This window comes from Lentibacillus kapialis (assembly GCF_014646635.1).
GTDB lineage: Bacteria > Bacillota > Bacilli > Bacillales > Amphibacillaceae > Lentibacillus > Lentibacillus kapialis.
The window spans coordinates 166,504-183,975 of sequence record NZ_BMNQ01000001.1 but is presented as its reverse complement, the minus strand read 5'-3'; the positions used below and the strand labels follow the sequence as shown (position 1 = coordinate 183,975).

Here is a 17,472-nt window from a genome sequence, read left to right as displayed (position 1 = left end):
TGCTTCTCGCACGAGTTGGAGTGCTTCTCGCACGAGTTGGAGTGCTTCTCGCACGAGTTGGAGTGCTTCTCGCACGAGTTGGAGTGCTTCTCGCACGAGTTGGAGTGCTTCTCGCACGAGTTGGAGCACTTTGCGCCTCGGGAACTCGGCGCAAAACACCCAACAGAAGCAGCCGCCCCGATTTGGAGCGGCTGTTTAGCAATCAATTAAACAGCGGTTTCCTGTTCAATGGCTGTTTTATCATGATACGTTTTCAGGTTTAACTTTTTCATGATGCGTGCTGTCAGTGTACCTGTAAGCATAGAATCATTAACATTCAATGCGGTGCGCCCCATGTCAATTAATGCTTCTATCGAAATTAACAGACCAGCCAGTGCAACCGGCAGCCCCATTGACGATAGTACAATTAATGCTGCGAACGTTGCGCCGCCGCCGACGCCTGCTACACCAAATGAGCTGATGCCGATAATCAAAACAAGCTGAATGATAAATTCCGGTGTGAGCGGATTAATCCCGACTGACGGTGCGATCATAACAGCAAGCATTGCGGGATAAATGCCCGCACACCCATTTTGCCCGATGGTAGCACCAAATGATGCTGACATATTGGCGATTCCCTGGTCAACACCAAGCGAATTCCGCTGCGCTTGTATATTCAACGGAATTGTCCCGGCACTGGAACGGGACGTGAAGGCAAAACTTAACACCGGTAAGACCTTTTTCAAATAAGTCATGGGGTTTAAGCCAAACACGCCTACCAGCAGTAGATGAATCATGAACATGACAATCAGAGCAGCATAAGATGCGATCACAAATTTGCCAAGTTCCATAATGCCGGCTATATCTGTCGTTGCTACTGTTGTTGCCATCAAAGCCAATATGCCGAATGGTGTAAGACGCAGAATTAATGTTACAATCCGCATCACGACTGCGAATACAGCATTTACACCTTTTGTGAATAGCGCCGCTTCATCCGGCTTTTTCCGGCGCAGTCCCAAAACAGCTATACCGACAATCATTGAAAAGATAACAATCGCAATGACCGATGTCGGACGATCCTGTGTCATATCCTGAAATATATTTGACGGGATAAAGCTTAAAATCTGCTCAGGGATTGTCATTCCCTCTATATCACCGAGCTGTGATTCCATTGCTGAGCCGCGTTGCTGCTCCGCCTGCCCCGCCTCTATTTCACTTGCATCCAAGTTGAATACCACAGCACTTCCAATGCCCACAAGTGCCGCTACCATTGCGGTTGATACAAGAAAACCTATAATCCATCCGGAGATTTTCCCAAGGTCAGATGATTTTTCCAAGTTAATAATTGACTGAATAATGGACACCATGACAAGTGGTATAACAATCATTATCAATAATTGGACATACCCACTTCCCACAATGTCGTACCATACGGTTGTCTGGGACGTCACTTCTGAACCAGCGCCATAAATCGCCTGCAGCCCTGCACCAAGCACGATGCCCAGTCCAAGCCCGGTAAACACGCGTTTGCTGAACGAATAATGCTTCTGCTGCATGCGTATTAAAAGCCCGATCAATGCCACAAGAACAGCAACATTCAAAGCAATATAGAGTGTATCCATACCCGTTTCCCCCTCCTGTTTATTTGCTTAGTTTATGCAGAGGCCCTTAAACTGCCACAAACCTCTAAAGCTCATTTCAGGAATAAAGTTAATTATTCCGATGAAATTAGTATACTTTAATAATATACCTGGTCAAGCATAAATGTGTCAACATGAATAACGCTATTTTTTCAATACATGAAAAAATCATTAGAAAAACTCGGCATTCGCCTCGTCTTATAGCGAATGCCGAAACTTTTCTTATAAGGTCAACCATTTTATACTTTCTGACGTTATAAAAAAAGCCTGGGACACAGGGTCTGGCCCTGTGTCCCAGGCTTATTGGATATCGGGTTGCAGTTCCAACGCCACATTTCCTTTAATGGCACGGGAAATCATACAGCTTGATTCAGCTTTTTCGACAAGTTTATGCAGCTTTTTATAGTCACGTTCGTCGGCATTATTCTTAAGTGCGACATATGGTTTGTGAATTATTTTTACATATGTGAAGATACCATTTGTTACATCAACAATCCCTTCAGAATCAAGTGACATCTCCTTCAGCGGTAATTCCGCCCGCTCAATCATGGCTGCAAGTGTTATCACATAACATGTTGCTGCGGCCCCCAGTAACATTTCATCCGGATTTGTACCCTCACCAGGCCCGTCCATTTCCCGCGGGATTGATATGTCCGTCTTCAAGTTACCGGCATCGACAAAACCGGAACTATTTCTGCCGCCCGGCCAGTCTGCTTTCAAATGAAAATGCTGCTGTGTCATGCAATCACCTCGGTTGAAAATTTTTACTTATCACAGTATTAAGGATACCAGCAAACATCATGAGCTTCTATAAAATGTGTTCATGAAATGTGATGAGTACAGTCTACAAGTGTGTGGCCGACAATATTTCAAAAGAGGAACATTCGGAATGATGACGTTCACTGTAGAACCGATCAGCCGCCATGCAAATTCCCTTGCACACGGGAGGCAACACCACGACAAAAAGTCCCCTGACTGCTTCGATGCAGCGGGGATTCTTCTTCGTTACTGCCTGTCTAGTATTTCCTTCAGCACTCTGGCCTGGTTATGTTCCTGATCCTTCGCTGAAAATAGCAATGTCAGATTCTTATTATGTTCCTTTGTCAAATTTTTCAGTTTCTGCAATTCCTTCTGCTGGTTACCTTCCTCAAGTTCTTCTTTATACTTTCGCTTGAATTCCTCGTATTTATCCGGATCGTGACCAAACCATTTGCGCAAATCATTGGAGGGACCGATTTCCTTCAGCCAATGACCGAGCTGTGCCTTTTCCTTGGACAATCCACGCGGCCATACCCGATCAACCAGAACACGTACACCATCATTTTGTTCCACTTCGTCATAGATTCGTTTCAAATTAACCGGCACTGTTTTATCACTCCTTCAAACTGTCAATTTTCCGGCAGAGGTCGTTGTACACAATTATGATTTGTCATGCCGGGGTGTTTTGTCCGTAATCTTATCTGATGCAAACCAACCGGTTACGGCGATTGTCACGAGTACTGCGTAAAATATAACCTTCCATACAGTGGAATGCGGGAATCCATGCGGAATTAAGCCTATTGCATCATGAGCAAGTACGATTAAAGCTAGTTTCACACCAACCCAGCCGACAATAACAAAGGCTGCAATCTCCAGACCCGGCCGCTTATTTAACAGTTCCACAAAAATGTTTGCGGCAAACCGCATAATAATCAGACCGATCATTCCACCGGCAAAGACAACAGCAAATTGAGCGCCATCAAGACTGCCAATCTCAGGCCACGGTGTCTCCGGCAAGGCCACTGCAAGGGCAACAGCAGCTAAAATGGAATCGACAGCAAATGCCAAGTCGGCAAACTCCACTTTGACAACTGTCATCCAGAAACCGCTGCCGATCTTTTCCGCTTTCGCTTTCTCCTTTTCTTTCCCACTATCCTTTTTATTCGAAAATTTCTCATATAAATTTTTACCTGAGATGCCTAACAGATAGAGCGCTCCAAGGGCCTGCACCTGCCAGACATCCACGAGGAACGAAATGATGAACAGCGAACCGAACCGTAATACAAATGCACCGGCCAGTCCGTAAAAAAGTGCTTTCTTACGCTTTTTGGGGGGAAGATGTTTCACCATAATAGCAAGTACGAGCGCATTATCGGCCGCCAAAAGACCTTCCAGCCCGACCAGAACAACAAGCACCCACAAATATTCAGCCAACAGTTGTGCTTCCACTGTAAATCTCTCCTTTATGAAAAATGGTCCCGCCAGCAGGCAAGGACCATTAAAAAAGACCCTTACCGTCAATGGTAAAGGTCTCGCTAACAACGTGTGTTGCCAATTAAGCCGGAGATGACGCATCTCGAAATGACGACGTTAATTGTGCAGCTACTCCCCTTCAAGAATATTCCATTCTCCGTTTTTTTCTAAACCTATTAAACCGCTTATATCATAAAATGTCAACACAGACGGATGGACAAGGCGACATGAGGTAAATATTACCATTCACCCCATACCACTTAGTTTACGAGTATTTATACGTTATGGACACGGCTGATGACATCTTCCATATCACGTTTCAGGTCGGCAAGGCGTTGTTGACCTTCTTGTGCACTCGACCCGCACACACCAAAGTAATATTTGATTTTTGGTTCGGTGCCTGACGGGCGCAGACAAATCCAGCTGTCGTTACCGAGGATATACTTTACGACATTTTCTTTCGGCAGTTCAATCGATTCTTTCAGCTTCGTGCCAATGACAGTCCGTTCTCCTGCCAGATAATCCTCGACATATTCAACATCCAGACCGCCCACTTCTGTTAACGGTTCTTTCCGAATTGTTTCCATAATTGCAGCTATTTTCTCTGCACCCTCTTTTCCTTTTAACGTCAGGGAGGACATGTCCTCAAGATAATAACCATATGTTTCATAGAGGCTGTGCAGCGCATCGAAAAGTGTCTTGCCCTGTCTTTTCCAATAATATGCCATTTCACAGGCCAGAACTGCTGCCTGGACAGCATCCTTATCGCGGGTGAAATCACCAATCAAATAGCCGTAGCTTTCCTCATAACCGAACATGAATGTCTCGCCGGTCGACTCAAATTCCCGGATTTTTTCACCGATATATTTAAATCCTGTGAGTGTATCAATCGTTTCAACGCCATAATCAGCTGCAATTTTTCGTCCAAGCTCTGATGTAACAATTGTTTTGATCATTCGAGCTTTTGTCGGTAAATTCGAAACGCTGTGTGTCAGGATATAATCCAGCATTAACGCGCCGAGTTGATTGCCGGTCAGCACCGTGTAATGACCAGATGAATCTTTTGCAGCTACACCAAGTCGGTCGGCATCAGGGTCTGTTCCGATTAAAACATCCGCGTTCGTCTGGCTGCCCAGTTCAATAGCCATTGTAAAGGCTTGGTGTTCTTCCGGATTTGGTGATTTAACGGTTGAAAATTCCGGGTCTGCTGCAGCTTGTTCTTCAACCACATCAACATGATGAAAGTTCAGCTGGCTCAAACCCCTCAGTACCAAATCATGGGCTGTTCCATGGAGTGGTGTAAAGACGATTTGCAAATCTTTATCCTGTTGCTGTTCGCCGGTCGCCAGTTTCGAAATCTCCGCCAGCTTGTCCAAATAGGCACGATCAATTTCCTTGCCGATCCAGTTAAGTATGTCTTGTGCTTCCAATTCATCCTTTTGAAGATGCGGTATTGTTAGCTCATCCTCTACTTCTTGGATACAGCCGATAATCTGGTGCGCTTCATCAGGTACGATCTGTCCGCCATCGTCATTGTATACCTTGAAACCATTGTATTCAGGCGGGTTATGACTTGCTGTTATCATGATTCCCGCAGCCGTTTTCAGATATCGCACGGCAAATGATAACAGCGGCGTTGGATGCAGTGTATCAAATACATATGCTTTAATGCCGTAAGCTCCCAGCACCTTTGCCGTCTCAATGGCAAATTCCTGTGACTTGAATCTGGAATCATACGCAACAGCAACACCCCGGTCACGCGCATCTCCTACATGAGCCACCAAATAATCGGCAAGCCCATTCACCGCTTTCCTAACAGTATAGATATTCATCCGGTTAGTCCCAGGTCCGAGTTCACCGCGCATACCCCCGGTGCCAAAAGACAAATCGGTGTAAAAAGCATCCTCCAATTCTTTTTCGTTATCAGCCATTTTATCCAGCTCCTGTTTCAGGGCCGGGTCAAGCTGTTCAAATGAACGCCATTTTTCATAAACATGTTTCCAGTGGCTCATTACGTCCTCACCCTTCTTGACAACAATCTTTAACAGGCATTCTATCATATTTTCAACCTGTGTTCTATTTTCCCTGTTTACACAGTCATCACTTTGGTTATAAAATACAGCATCCGCTCTGCCTTATCAGCGAATGACGTCGTTTTCTTATAAGAGCTTCAAAATTTAAGCTTTCTGACGTCATAAATATATAAAATAACTTTCTATTATATTCAGAAGCAGTTAAAATGGATTAAAAGTGCGTGTTCAAAAAGGTGGATAAAAAGGACCAAGAAGTTCGAGGGCGGCGCAGTTTCGAGCAGCGGAATGTATGCCTTTAGATACATGAGCACAAGTAATGCTACCCTGAAGCCGCTTCGCACGCAGGAAAAGTGTTTTTCTTTTCCAAGGAGCGGAGAAACAAGCCAACGAAGAAATTCGAAGTGTCATGTTTACCGGACTTTTTGAACAACCTCTAAAATGAACTTATACAGGAAAGTTGTGATAACACGTGATGCAAAAACGCTGGTTTCAGACACTGATTGCGCTTATTCTCGTATTTTTGCTGATTATACTGGTTAAGGAAGCTAACTTTATTTTTAGTCCAATTTTTCAATTGGTTGGCGCTGTTGCATTACCTGTTATCGGTGCCGGCTTGCTTTTTTACATAACGCGCCCTCTGATGCATTTATTGGAAAAAATGAAACTGCACCGGCTATTGGCGATTATGATTATATTTATCCTTTTAATCGTGGCGATGTTCGTTGCAGCCAGGTATATTTTCCCGAGTCTTCAAAGCCAATTTTCCAAGCTGGTCAGCAACATACCAGGATGGATCTCAACACTGGAAGGCCTTATTGAATACTGGCAGGACAATCAAAGATCCATCCCTGACGAAGTGAATGAAGCCATCAATCATATCAGATCAAATCTTCAGTCCTATATTCAATCCACCATGTCCTTCATTTTTGGATTTATTGGTGAGTTCATCAGTATTATGTTTGCAATGGTACTGATTCCGTTTTTCTTGTTTTTCATGTTGAAGGACGGAGAAAAGTTTGTTCCATTCATTACACAGTTTTTTGAGAAAAAGAAAGCGGACAATATCCGTTCGCTATTTTACAAAATTGATGAGGCCCTGACATCCTATATCCAAGGACAGATTATTGTCGCTCTTTGCATCGGTACGCTGCTGTATGTCGGGTATTCGATTATTGGTTTACATTACGCCTTGACACTGGCTATCTTCGGTTTGGTCATAAATGTTATCCCGTTTATCGGCCCGTATATAGCAGTTACGCCGGCTATCATCGTAGGATTCTTTCAGGACCCGCTCATGCCTGTGTGGGTGGCTGTCATTACAGTTATTGCCCAGCAGATTGAAGGCAACCTGGTATCACCAAATGTGATGGGTAAAGCATTGCACTTGCACCCATTAACCGTCATCACAGTGGTGCTTGCCGCCGGAAGTATCGCTGGTTTTCTCGGAATGCTGTTTGCGATTCCTTTATACGCCGTGGTCAAAACGATTATCAGTCACTTTTATCAAACCTATCAAGATGCACAAAAGAATGATGAGGATGCACTGATTTGACCCACTTCGATAAAAGGGAGCATGCATTAGAGGGAACACTCTTTTTTACTGTGAATTTTATAAACAACAGACGCCCCCACTTCATAATAGCCAATATTTTGTAAATGTTGTTTGAAGCGGTGTTTGATTTATCTGTGTATAAACAACAGAATGTATACCCATTTTGAAGCAGTTTTTCGGTCAGTTTTTATTTGCATTTCCTTCTTGTTCGAGACGATTAATGATACCGGGCATTAGATTATTGCAAGCTTCTTTTATTAATAATAAGGGTTCAATTTGTTTTTTGAAATCATAAATGAACGTTACAAAATGTATTCGCATATGAAAGGACCACTCCCGTGTGGGGTAAAGCCACGTTTTTTAATAATATCTTAACGTATTCTCTTGTTTTCTAAAGGGGGTTTCAGCTAAACTGTTATGAGGGAGTGATAATCATGACAAAAGCGCAAATTGAAGCCGAAATGGCAGAATTGAAGTCAGATTATGTGCGAATCCAGGGCGACGTAGAAAAAGCCACGTCATTTGGCGTTGATACAACAACCGGTGAGAGAAAAATGATTGAAATCGAGGAGCGCCTGGGCGAGCTCAACAAAAAATTGGATGAGTTGGAATAAGGGAAACCGGGTCTCCTATAATAGGCAGCCCGGTTTTTGATATAATGCGGAGCACAGGACGATGTTTATGCGCCCCGCGCGCCCAGGTTCAGGGTCGATACTTCCTCCCTCGGGTCGATATATGTGACCTCTCCCGGAAAAAATTCCTCCTCTTAAGCCCATCCGAGGTGAAACCACCGTTAAAAAGACTGCCCCGACGTGGACAGTCTTTCTTAATCACGATTTATTTTTTCCGTTACCATTATAGCTACGCTGGTTTTCCAGGCGTTTCTGAATCTTTTTCTTTTCCTTAACCGGCGGCGTCAGACTTACAACCGTATCACCCGTCTCCGGTGTCACCCGTAATTCTTCCGAGTAATATTTCATCCTTCCTGATGGTTTCATAATATAAAGCAATACAGCATTGTCATCTTTTTCGTTTAAGTATTGTTTATAGCTGTATTGATTCGTAATGTTCGTCTGACGGAAAATATAATGCTCTCTGGTTTTCTGATTCAGATCATCCAGTGACAAATCCTGTCTGAACAAAATTCTGCCGCCGACTTTATTGACGATATCGCCCATCCCATTAAGATCGTGGCGGTATGGACTCACTTTGAATACATTTGTCCGGCCATACTCAGGCATGAAAGTCGTACAGACAAGGGCATTGTATGAGTTATATTCGGTTGCAGCGATCATATATTCATAAGGTATTGTGTCCAAGTGATATTCGGTTTGCTCTGACAACATTTCCCCATGATAGAACGGAATCCCGGCCTCACGAGCTTTCCGTAATCTTTCCCAGGATGAATCGACTATGATGACCGGCGCTTTTGCTTTTTGCAGTGATCGCGCCAAGTTCACTGTGAAATTATTGCTGCCGACAATCAGTGTACCTGGTCTGCCTTCCATGGAAAGATGCAGCTTTTTGGCTAACCATCCGATTGAAAACCCATGGGCAACAACGGTTGTGAACACGAGTGCAAATGTAATTGTCGTGATAAGTGTTGCGTCCACATAACCTGACTGGCTCAATATTGAAGCAAAATAACCCGAAACTGTCAACGCAACAATACCTCTTGGTGCAATCCAGCTCAACAAAATCTTTTCATTTAGCGCGAGGTCTGTTCTGATGGTTGACAAGAAAATAGACAAAGGACGAACGATAAACATCATCAGCAGCACGTAACCCATAATATTCGGATCAAATACTTTCAGCAGTGTCTCCACTTCAAGTGATGCCGTCAGCATAATAAATATGGCCGAAATCAGCAAAATAGACACATTTTCCTTGAAATGGCGCATGTCCGCAACAGAACTGATGCCCATGTTGGCAAGCGTCATCCCCATAGCTGTTACAGCCAGCAATCCTGTTTCATGCACGATGACATCCGCGAAGGTGAAACAACCGATGACGACAATAAATACGGCAGGTGATTTCAGGAATTCCGGCATGTGTCCTGTTTCGAACATCCAGCCAATTCCTCTGCCGCAAGCCCAGCCCAGGATGACGGCAAAGAGTGATGCCGCAAAGAAAACGAGAAGTTTCGAACCGTCCGAGCCGCCAGCAGTCAGAAACGCAATGATTTCAAAGGCAAAAACAGCAAGTAGCGCGCCGATCGGATCGACAATAATCCCTTCCCATTTAAGGATTTTTGCGGGGCGCGTTTTTAGTTTTGACTGGCGCAATAACGGCATGATAACCGTAGGACCCGTCACAATAAACAATCCGCCGATGACAAATGCAGCGGCCCAGCTTAGACCTGCAATGTAGTGGGCCGTCAGCGATCCCAAAATCCATGATAAAAAAGCCCCTATAGTAGAAATACGAAATACCGGGCGTCCAAGACCACGAATTTCTTTAAAATTTAAATTTAGACTGCCCTCAAAAAGAATGATGGCAACTGCTACTGAAATGATTGGACTATATAACTCACCAAAGTCCTGCTCTGGATTCATAAGCCCAAAAATTGGCCCGGCAAGCAAACCGGTAATGGACATGATCACAATAGCCGGCAGCCGATATCGCCAGGCGACCCATTGAGAGCCGATACCCAGGAAACCAACTAACATAACTTCAAATAAAAGAGATGGAACCATAACTGCCCCCCTTTTAACTATATACTTTCCATAAACAATCAGAATATAAAGTGAAACGTCATTCAGTGGATGGTTTTCCACTGAATGTTAGTTGAACGAATCGGACATTTACAAACAGTGAGCCGACGTTTTATGGCGGATTAATGTCCGTTATATGCATTTTCCCGTATGATATTGAAAACTGATTCCCTGTAAGCAGAGTGATTTTATCACTTACAGGGAGAACAAAGAGAAGATTTGACAAACAAGCATAATCGCTTTACCGTTTTCAAGTTTGATAAGTATCATGTGAATCATAAAGCCGTTTAGTGTAATGTAAAGTTATTTTAAATGGGAAGAAAGTGAATGTAAACAATTTAGTCCGAAAAAATATAACCTCGGTTTAAGTGTGTATTCAAATAGAAGGATGAAAAGGACCGATAAGTGCAAGGCGGTGCAGTTTTAAGTAACGCTGACAAAAACGTCACACTTACGGAGCCAAACGCATTGACAAGCTATTATGTACTTTGTTAAGCTGTTTTTGTTTTGTGGCAATTTAAATTATTTTTAACCTATATTTTCTGACTGTTCACCAAAATCTATGGTTGACAAATCAGATGTCATGTTGACGTAAGCAGTCGCTTCGGAAAAACACTACGCTTTCCGTGGGCTTGTCCTCAGCCTCCTCGAAAAAGAAGGTCGCTTTTTCTGCGGGGTCTTCACACTGCGCATTCCCACAGGAGTCTCCGTGTTTTTCCTCCGCTAGCTAGTTTTACTACTATATTCACAATTCAACCATAGATTTTGGTGTTGGCCCTATTTTCTGACTATTTACTTAATTGTGGTAAATAAAAGTGACTTTAGAAGGAGCAAGCCATCATGAAAAAAGATTTTCTCACCATCGGTTTTATGTTATTTGCATTATTTTTTGGTGCAGGCAACTTAATTTATCCACCAACTTTGGGAATCCAATCCGGGACATCCTTTTGGCCGGCAATTGCCGGATTTGTTTTGACCGGCGTGGGCCTGCCTGTACTTGCCGTTGCTGCCGTTTCTTATGTTAAAAACGATGCAAGGGAACTCGCAGACCGGGTGCACCCTTTATTCGGCTTCGTTTTTACATCTATGGTATACCTCGCTATCGGTCCATTTTTCGGTATTCCCCGTGCAGCGACTGTTGCATTTGAAATGAGCATGGAACCATTTACAAACGGATCGGCATTATTATTGTTCCTATTTACAACTGTCTTTTTCGTGCTTGTCTATGTTGTCAGCCGGAATCCGTCAAAGATGGTTGACCGGATTGGACAGTTTCTGACACCTGTCTTGTTGCTGGCCATCATTGTGCTTTGCGTCGGAGGATTCATGCTGCTTCATTCTATACCGGAAACGCCCGATGAAAAATATACGCAAGCACCATTTTTTACAGGCTTTGTTGAAGGTTATCTGACCATGGATGCAATAGCAGCACTCGCATTTGGCATCATTGTTGTGGGGGCATTCAAAGATCGCGGCGTCTCTTCTGGCACTGGCCTTGTAAAATCGACTTTGAAAGCAGGATTGGTTGCGGGCATCGGGTTGACAGCTGTTTACACGTCCATTGGCTGGATTGGTTCACGGATGGCACCTGAAGGCAGTTTTTCCAATGGCGGGGCTATTTTATCAGGCGCCGCTGATATGATGTTTGGTACATTTGGCGCGTTATTGTTGGGAATTATTGTCGCGCTGGCCTGTTTCACAACATCTGTTGGTCTGGTCGTCGCATGCGGTCAGTTTTTCCATAAGATGAGCGGCGTTTCATACCAATGGATTATTGCATTGGTCACATTCGGCAGCTACTTGATTGCCAATCAGGGGCTGAATACGATCATAAGTGTTTCTGTGCCAGTTCTGACATTCATTTACCCAATAGCAATTGTCCTGATCATCCTGACATTTTTACATAGGATCTTTGGAGAGGCACAGGCTGTATACCGGGGGGCGATTCTTCTTACGGTTGTTATAGCGTTATATGATGGTCTGACCGAATTTGGTCTTGAAATGCCGGCGGTCACGTCAGTCATGTCATATTTGCCCTTTTTCTCTCTTGGACTCGGATGGCTCGTTCCGGCAATCGCCGGCGGAGTGATCGGCTATTTATTCAAACGCAAGCCATCTGCTGTCTGACACGTGCGCGTCAAATTTACCAGCTTATTTATTTGGCTGTTCACCAAAATTTATGGTTGACAAATTAGATGTCATGTTGACGTCAGCAGTCGCTTCGAAAAAACACTAGTGTGCTCGTCGTGTTGCAAGTTTTTCGGTGAAGCAGCACTCCTCGCAACTCGTAGCTCATTCGATGGATGTTTCGCTCGTCGCTTTCCGTGGGCTTGTCCTCAGCCTCCTCGAAAAAGAAGGTCGCTTTTTCTGCGGGGTCTTCACACTGCGCATTCCCACAGGAGTCTCCGTGTTTTTCCTCCGCTAGCTAGTTTCACTACTATATTCACTCATTCATTTCAACCATAGATTTTGGTGTTGACCCTATTTATTTTTAAAATATGTTAGGATAGGAGGGTAACATGTCTATGTTTAGAAGTTATTCCCCCCGCTCCCGCTGACTGTTGCATGCGGGGTGAAGGGAAAAGGAGAATTGGAACCATGACGGAAAATGCTGAGCAAATCCTGCAAACATATTTTGGGTATGATACATTTCGCACCGGACAGAAACAAACAATAGACAACATTACGGACGGTCGTAACACATTGGCAGTCATGCCGACAGGCGGCGGTAAATCATTGTGCTACCAAATTCCCGGCATGGCCCTGGATGGTGTTGCCATCATTATCTCCCCGCTTATTTCACTCATGAAAGACCAGGTGGATGCGCTTCAGGCTTTAGGGATTCCCGCTGTCTACATAAATAGCTCACTGACAGCCGGCGAACAACAATCACGTCTCCGCGGTATCGAAGCAGGCAACTATAAGTTTGTCTATGTCGCACCTGAACGTTTCGAATCATCTGCGTTCATTTCTGCGCTACGCCGGATTCAAATTGCACTGGTGGCATTTGATGAAGCACACTGTATTTCCCAATGGGGGCATGACTTCAGGCCAAGCTACCGTTCCATTATCCCGAACTTAAAACAGCTTCCGAGCATTCCAGTCACGGTCGCTTTGACAGCCACTGCCACCGACGAAGTGACAGCTGACATCCAGGCACTGTTACATATTGAAAAGCAAAATGTCGTAAAAACCGGTTTTGAACGTGAGAACCTTTCGTTTCATGTGATCAAAGGAAAAGATAAGGCGACCTACATCCGTTCGTTTATGAAGGAACATCGGAATGAATCGGGTATTATTTATACCGCCACACGCAAACAAGCCGATACATTGTATGAACAGTTGACTAAGCGCGGCTTTTCTGCGGCCAAATACCATGCCGGTCTTACAGAAGATGAGCGTAAAGAAGCACAGGCTTCATTTATTCACGACGAGAAAACAGTTATGATTGCAACCAATGCATTTGGCATGGGTATTGATAAATCAAACGTGCGGTTTATCATTCATTATGCCATGCCCATGACGATTGAAGCTTACTATCAGGAAGCAGGCAGAGCGGGACGCGACGGCGAGCATGCTGATTGCATTCTGCTGTTCTCGCCGCAGGATGTCCAGCTGCAAAAATTTTTAATCGAACAATCATTGCTTGATGAACATGCCAAACAAAATGAATACCGCAAACTGCAGGCAATGATTAATTATTGTCATACACATGGCTGTCTGACAGCCTATATTCTTGAATATTTTAATGATGACAGCAGAACCGGAAACAACTGCGGCCGCTGCAGCAATTGCCTTTACCGTCAGGAACGGATTGACATCACAGAAGAAGCACAAATGATTCTGTCGTGTGTCAAACGTATGGGAGAACGTTTCGGGGTAAACATGACAGCAAAAGTACTGAAAGGATCCAAGGACAGCCGATTGCATCAATTCCGCCTGCACATGATTTCCACTTATGGCATACTATCTGCCTATACGGAAAAAGAGCTCACAGAGCGCATTCAGTTTCTGGTTGCTGAGCGATTACTTGTAACACAGGACGGGAAGTTTCCGACGCTACAGCTCAATCAGAATTCAGTCGATGTTTTGAAAGGCAAGCTTACTGTCTGGATGTATACGGCACCCATTCCTTCAAACGAAGCAGCAGACTATCAGGAGGAGCTGTTCGCTTCATTGCGCGAATTGCGGAAACAAATGGCAGACGAACAAGGTGTCCCGCCATACGTGCTGTTTTCCGATGCTACGTTAAAGGAAATCAGCCGTTACTTTCCGGAAACGAAAGAAGATATGCTGTCAATTAAAGGTATCGGAGAAAAGAAATACGACCAATATGGTGAAACATTCCTGTCAGCCGTAAAAGAATGGCACCAGAATAATCCCGGCGCCTCAAAACCTGTTAAAATAGCCGGCACCGCACCTGTTGCCCAAAAGAGGGAACAAACTGATGACCGGCCGAGCCACATGATCAGTTATACGATGTTCCAATCCGGCAAACCAATCAAAGATATTGCCCTCATCCGGGAGCTGACATCACAAACCATTGAAACACATATTTTTAAGGCTTTTAAGGAAGGACACCCGCTGGCATGGGAAATATTTTTCAATCAAGAGGAGGAAACTGCCATTTTGACTGCACGTCATGAACTGGAGGTTCCAAGATTAAAGCCTTTAAAGGAATCATTGCCAGATGAATATGATTATACAAAGATTAAAGCGGTCCTGGTAAAGAATGAACTGATTTAAAAACTATAAAGATTCACTCCTGTAATAGAACGCGAAAAGTGAAAGGTGCCATGTTTAAATTGACGAAACATGGCACCTTTTTCAGTTAAGCTTAATTATTGTTGTTAAAGGATCCGTTTACAGATCGGAATCCGATTAGCCAAAACCCAGTGGGTTCCCGTATGTTGGTCGCACGAGTTCATGACTCTCTCGCACGAGTTTGCGGCGCTCTCGCACGAGTTTGCGACTCTCTCGCACAAGTTCATGGCTTTCTCGCACGAGTTTGCGACTCTCTCGCACGAGTTCATGGCTTTCTCGCACGAGTTTGCGACTCTCTCGCACGAGTTTGCGACTCTCTCGCACGAGTTTGCGACTCTCTCGCACAAGTTCGCGGCTCTCTCGCACGAGTTTGCGACTCTCTCGCACAAGTTTGCGACTCTCTCGCACAAGTTTGCGACTCTCTCGCACGAGTTTGCGACTCTCTCGCACGAGTTCATGACGCTCTCGCACGAGTTCGCGACTCTCTCGCACAAGTTCGCGGCTCTCTCGCACAAGTTTGCGACTCTCTCGCACAAGTTTGCGGCGCTCTCGCACGAGTTCATGGCTTTCTCGCACGAGTTCATGACTCTCTCGCACGAGTTTGCGGCTCTCTCGCACGAGTTTGCGGCGCTCTCGCACGAGTTCATGGCTTTCTCGCACGAGTTCATGGCTTTCTCGCACGAGTTTGCGGCTCTCTCGCACGAGTTCGCGGCTTTCTCGCACGAGTTCATGGCTTTCTCGCACGAGTTTGCCCCACCTAATTCGCGATACAGCCCAGTACGACTATTCGCCTTTCACATTCAGTGCCCATGTGCCATTACGGAAAACCGCTTCCGTTGTGCCATCTTCCAGCACACCATCAATATCAAGATCTGCGGACCCGATCATGAAATCAACGTGAGTCAAGCTGTCATTCACACCATGCTTATCTAGTGCGTCATCGTCCATATCAGCACCGCCTTTTAAATTGGTCGGATAGGCTTTGCCTAATGCGATATGGCATGAAGCATTCTCATCAAACAAGGTATTGTAAAAAATCAGCCCTGACTGTGAAACAGGTGATTCATGCGGCACAAGCGCCACCTCGCCGAGACGACTTGCACCTTCATCGGTTTCCAGCAGATGCTTAAGCGTTTCTTCGCCTTGCTCAGCGTTGAAGTCAACCACTTTTCCATCCTTAAATGTCAGACTGAAATTATCAATCAGACTGCCGCCATAGTTGAGCGGCTTAGTACTTGCCACCGTTCCATTTACACGATACTTATGCGGCAGCGAGAAAACCTCTTCAGTCGGCATATTCGGATTGAAGGTCGTCCCCTGTTCGGAAGCCGCAGAACCGCCCTTCCATATATGCCCTTCCGGAAGGCCGATTTCCAGATCCGTTCCAGGTGCTTTATAGATTAGCTTCTGATACGTTTTACGGTTTAATATTTCCCTTGCCGTTCTCAGCATTTCATTATGCGCATCCCACGCTGCAATCGGATCATCCCGATCAACACGTACAATGCTAACGATAGCATCCCACAAACTTGCTTGTGCATCATCACGTGATTTGTCCGGGAAAACTTTTTGTGCCCAATCACCGGTCGGAATGGCTATAATTGACCACGTAATCCGATCATTCATCGTATATTGACGAAAGTTTTTCATAGCCTGTGACGATGCTTTATTTGCCTTCGCAACTCTTGATGAATCTATATCTTTCAACAAGTCCGGGTTTGTTGAATGAATCGACAGCACAGCTGCCCCATCCTCAGCATACGATTCATACAGATTAACCCGCCAGTCCGGAAAATTCTCGATGACCTCGTCCGGCGCATTTTCATATTTCAACAAGGTCAGCTCATCATCCGACCAGTTGATATGTACATCCTTAGCCCCCATCTCATATGCCTTTTTGGCAACGATCCGGGTGAAATCCGCTCCTTCAACCGGCGCATTGATCATCAGTGCTTGATTTTCCTGTAAATTGACACCTGTACGCAGCGCAAGCTCAGCATACTTTTCCTTTGTTTTTTGATCTGCCATTAAAGTTACCTCCAAAATTTTTTATAATGTTATTATTTCATAAATGCCAATAATCGCCAAATAATTGAGTAAAGTCGGCAGCTGCTTAATTTACCAATTGAGGGTATTGTGTTATGATTGAATCAGGTTACTTTTCGTAATCGTATTATCCTTCATCAGAGAGGTGAAAATGCATGGCTGATTTATGTCCGCGCTTTGAAGGTGCAATGGGAATTCTCAGTAAACGCTGGGTCGGCCTTATACTGTTTGAGCTGTTGAATGGCACCAAACGTTTTTCCGAAATGGAAACCGATTTGCCTATAAGTGGACGATTGCTCTCTGACCGACTGAAAATGCTTGAAAAAGAAAATATTGTTGAACGCAATATATATTCTGAATTTCCAGTTCGCATTGAGTATTCTTTATCTGATAAAGGAAAGGCTCTTAAACCTGTGATCCAGGAAATCCAAAATTGGGCTGATAACTGGATGCCATCTGATTATGCTGAACAATCAAACACATGATATGAGAGCCTCTAGGACAGGCTCTTT

Annotated in this window: 14 protein-coding genes; 6 read left to right on the top strand and 8 right to left on the bottom strand. The window is 44.6% G+C overall.

What is annotated here, in order from left to right:
- Positions 1-210: hypothetical protein (locus IEW67_RS00860; protein ID WP_188631156.1), on the top strand; the 210-nt coding region annotated here is incomplete at its 5' end.
- On the opposite strand, the gene IEW67_RS00855 is transcribed toward IEW67_RS00860, so the two are convergent.
- The 5 genes from IEW67_RS00855 to IEW67_RS00835 all read right to left on the bottom strand — a co-directional run bounded on the left by IEW67_RS00855 (position 207) and on the right by IEW67_RS00835 (position 5,863).
- Entirely contained in the window at positions 207-1,601 is a 1,395-nt protein-coding gene (locus IEW67_RS00855; protein WP_188631155.1) for an L-cystine transporter, read from the bottom strand. The genes IEW67_RS00860 and IEW67_RS00855 overlap by 4 nt on opposite strands.
- Before the next feature lie 318 nt (positions 1,602-1,919).
- Positions 1,920-2,360, bottom strand: a complete 441-nt coding sequence (locus IEW67_RS00850; protein ID WP_188631154.1) for an OsmC family protein — start codon at positions 2,358-2,360, stop codon at positions 1,920-1,922.
- 264 nt (positions 2,361-2,624) lie between these two features.
- A complete protein-coding gene (locus IEW67_RS00845; RefSeq protein WP_188631153.1) occupies positions 2,625-2,984 on the bottom strand; it encodes a DUF488 domain-containing protein in 360 nt (119 codons plus the stop codon).
- 54 nt (positions 2,985-3,038) lie between these two features.
- Complete coding sequence (locus IEW67_RS00840; protein ID WP_188631152.1) at positions 3,039-3,827, bottom strand: TerC family protein; 789 nt, start codon at positions 3,825-3,827, stop codon at positions 3,039-3,041.
- A gap of 299 nt (positions 3,828-4,126) precedes the next feature.
- Positions 4,127-5,863, bottom strand: a complete 1,737-nt coding sequence (locus tag IEW67_RS00835; RefSeq protein WP_188631151.1) for a phospho-sugar mutase — start codon at positions 5,861-5,863, stop codon at positions 4,127-4,129.
- Positions 5,864-6,356: 493 nt separating this feature from the next.
- Between IEW67_RS00835 and IEW67_RS00830 the strand changes: the two genes are divergently transcribed.
- Entirely contained in the window at positions 6,357-7,436 is a 1,080-nt protein-coding gene (locus tag IEW67_RS00830) for an AI-2E family transporter (protein ID WP_308430696.1), read from the top strand.
- 180 nt (positions 7,437-7,616) lie between these two features.
- On the opposite strand, the gene IEW67_RS00825 is transcribed toward IEW67_RS00830, so the two are convergent.
- Positions 7,617-7,757 (bottom strand): hypothetical protein, encoded by a 141-nt coding sequence (locus IEW67_RS00825; protein ID WP_188631149.1) that lies wholly within the window; start codon positions 7,755-7,757, stop codon positions 7,617-7,619.
- Positions 7,758-7,870: 113 nt separating this feature from the next.
- Here IEW67_RS00825 and IEW67_RS00820 point away from each other — a divergent pair, with 113 nt between their 5' ends.
- The gene (locus IEW67_RS00820) at positions 7,871-8,050 is read left to right on the top strand and encodes an SE1832 family protein (RefSeq protein ID WP_188631148.1); all 180 of its coding nucleotides are present in this window, start codon (positions 7,871-7,873) and stop codon (positions 8,048-8,050) included.
- A 216-nt stretch (positions 8,051-8,266) separates the two neighbouring features.
- Here IEW67_RS00820 and IEW67_RS00815 read toward each other — a convergent pair whose 3' ends face one another.
- Complete coding sequence (locus IEW67_RS00815; protein WP_188631147.1) at positions 8,267-10,132, bottom strand: cation:proton antiporter; 1,866 nt, start codon at positions 10,130-10,132, stop codon at positions 8,267-8,269.
- Positions 10,133-10,990: 858 nt separating this feature from the next.
- On the opposite strand from IEW67_RS00815, the gene brnQ reads away from it, so the two are divergent.
- Positions 10,991-12,277, top strand: coding sequence for a branched-chain amino acid transport system II carrier protein (gene brnQ, locus IEW67_RS00810; protein ID WP_188631146.1), 1,287 nt, complete (start codon positions 10,991-10,993; stop codon positions 12,275-12,277).
- Positions 12,278-12,748: 471 nt separating this feature from the next.
- Positions 12,749-14,896: a DNA helicase RecQ gene (recQ, locus tag IEW67_RS00805; protein ID WP_188631145.1), complete on the top strand. Its 2,148-nt coding sequence runs from the start codon at positions 12,749-12,751 to the stop codon at positions 14,894-14,896.
- An 801-nt stretch (positions 14,897-15,697) separates the two neighbouring features.
- Here the strand turns inward: recQ and IEW67_RS00800 are convergent.
- Positions 15,698-16,942: an aminopeptidase gene (locus IEW67_RS00800; RefSeq protein WP_188631144.1), complete on the bottom strand. Its 1,245-nt coding sequence runs from the start codon at positions 16,940-16,942 to the stop codon at positions 15,698-15,700.
- A gap of 173 nt (positions 16,943-17,115) precedes the next feature.
- On the opposite strand from IEW67_RS00800, the gene IEW67_RS00795 reads away from it, so the two are divergent.
- Positions 17,116-17,445 carry a winged helix-turn-helix transcriptional regulator gene (locus IEW67_RS00795; protein ID WP_188631143.1) on the top strand — a complete coding sequence of 110 codons (330 nt, stop codon included), beginning with the start codon at positions 17,116-17,118 and terminating at the stop codon, positions 17,443-17,445.
- The last annotated feature ends 27 nt before the right edge of the window (positions 17,446-17,472 follow it).

Excerpts from the sequence above, each read along its gene's own strand:
- IEW67_RS00795 (WP_188631143.1), top strand. The coding sequence starts at position 17,116 with ATGGCTGATTTATGTCCGCGCTTTGAAGGTGCAATGGGAATTCTCAGT.
- IEW67_RS00830 (WP_308430696.1), top strand. The coding sequence starts at position 6,357 with ATGCAAAAACGCTGGTTTCAGACACTGATTGCGCTTATTCTCGTATTT.
- IEW67_RS00800 (WP_188631144.1), bottom strand. The coding sequence starts at position 16,942 with ATGGCAGATCAAAAAACAAAGGAAAAGTATGCTGAGCTTGCGCTGCGT.
- IEW67_RS00825 (WP_188631149.1), bottom strand. The coding sequence starts at position 7,757 with ATGCGAATACATTTTGTAACGTTCATTTATGATTTCAAAAAACAAATT.
- IEW67_RS00850 (WP_188631154.1), bottom strand. The coding sequence starts at position 2,360 with ATGACACAGCAGCATTTTCATTTGAAAGCAGACTGGCCGGGCGGCAGA.
- brnQ (WP_188631146.1), top strand. The coding sequence starts at position 10,991 with ATGAAAAAAGATTTTCTCACCATCGGTTTTATGTTATTTGCATTATTT.
- IEW67_RS00820 (WP_188631148.1), top strand. The coding sequence starts at position 7,871 with ATGACAAAAGCGCAAATTGAAGCCGAAATGGCAGAATTGAAGTCAGAT.
- IEW67_RS00835 (WP_188631151.1), bottom strand. The coding sequence starts at position 5,863 with ATGAGCCACTGGAAACATGTTTATGAAAAATGGCGTTCATTTGAACAG.
- recQ (WP_188631145.1), top strand. The coding sequence starts at position 12,749 with ATGACGGAAAATGCTGAGCAAATCCTGCAAACATATTTTGGGTATGAT.
- IEW67_RS00855 (WP_188631155.1), bottom strand. The coding sequence starts at position 1,601 with ATGGATACACTCTATATTGCTTTGAATGTTGCTGTTCTTGTGGCATTG.
- IEW67_RS00815 (WP_188631147.1), bottom strand. The coding sequence starts at position 10,132 with ATGGTTCCATCTCTTTTATTTGAAGTTATGTTAGTTGGTTTCCTGGGT.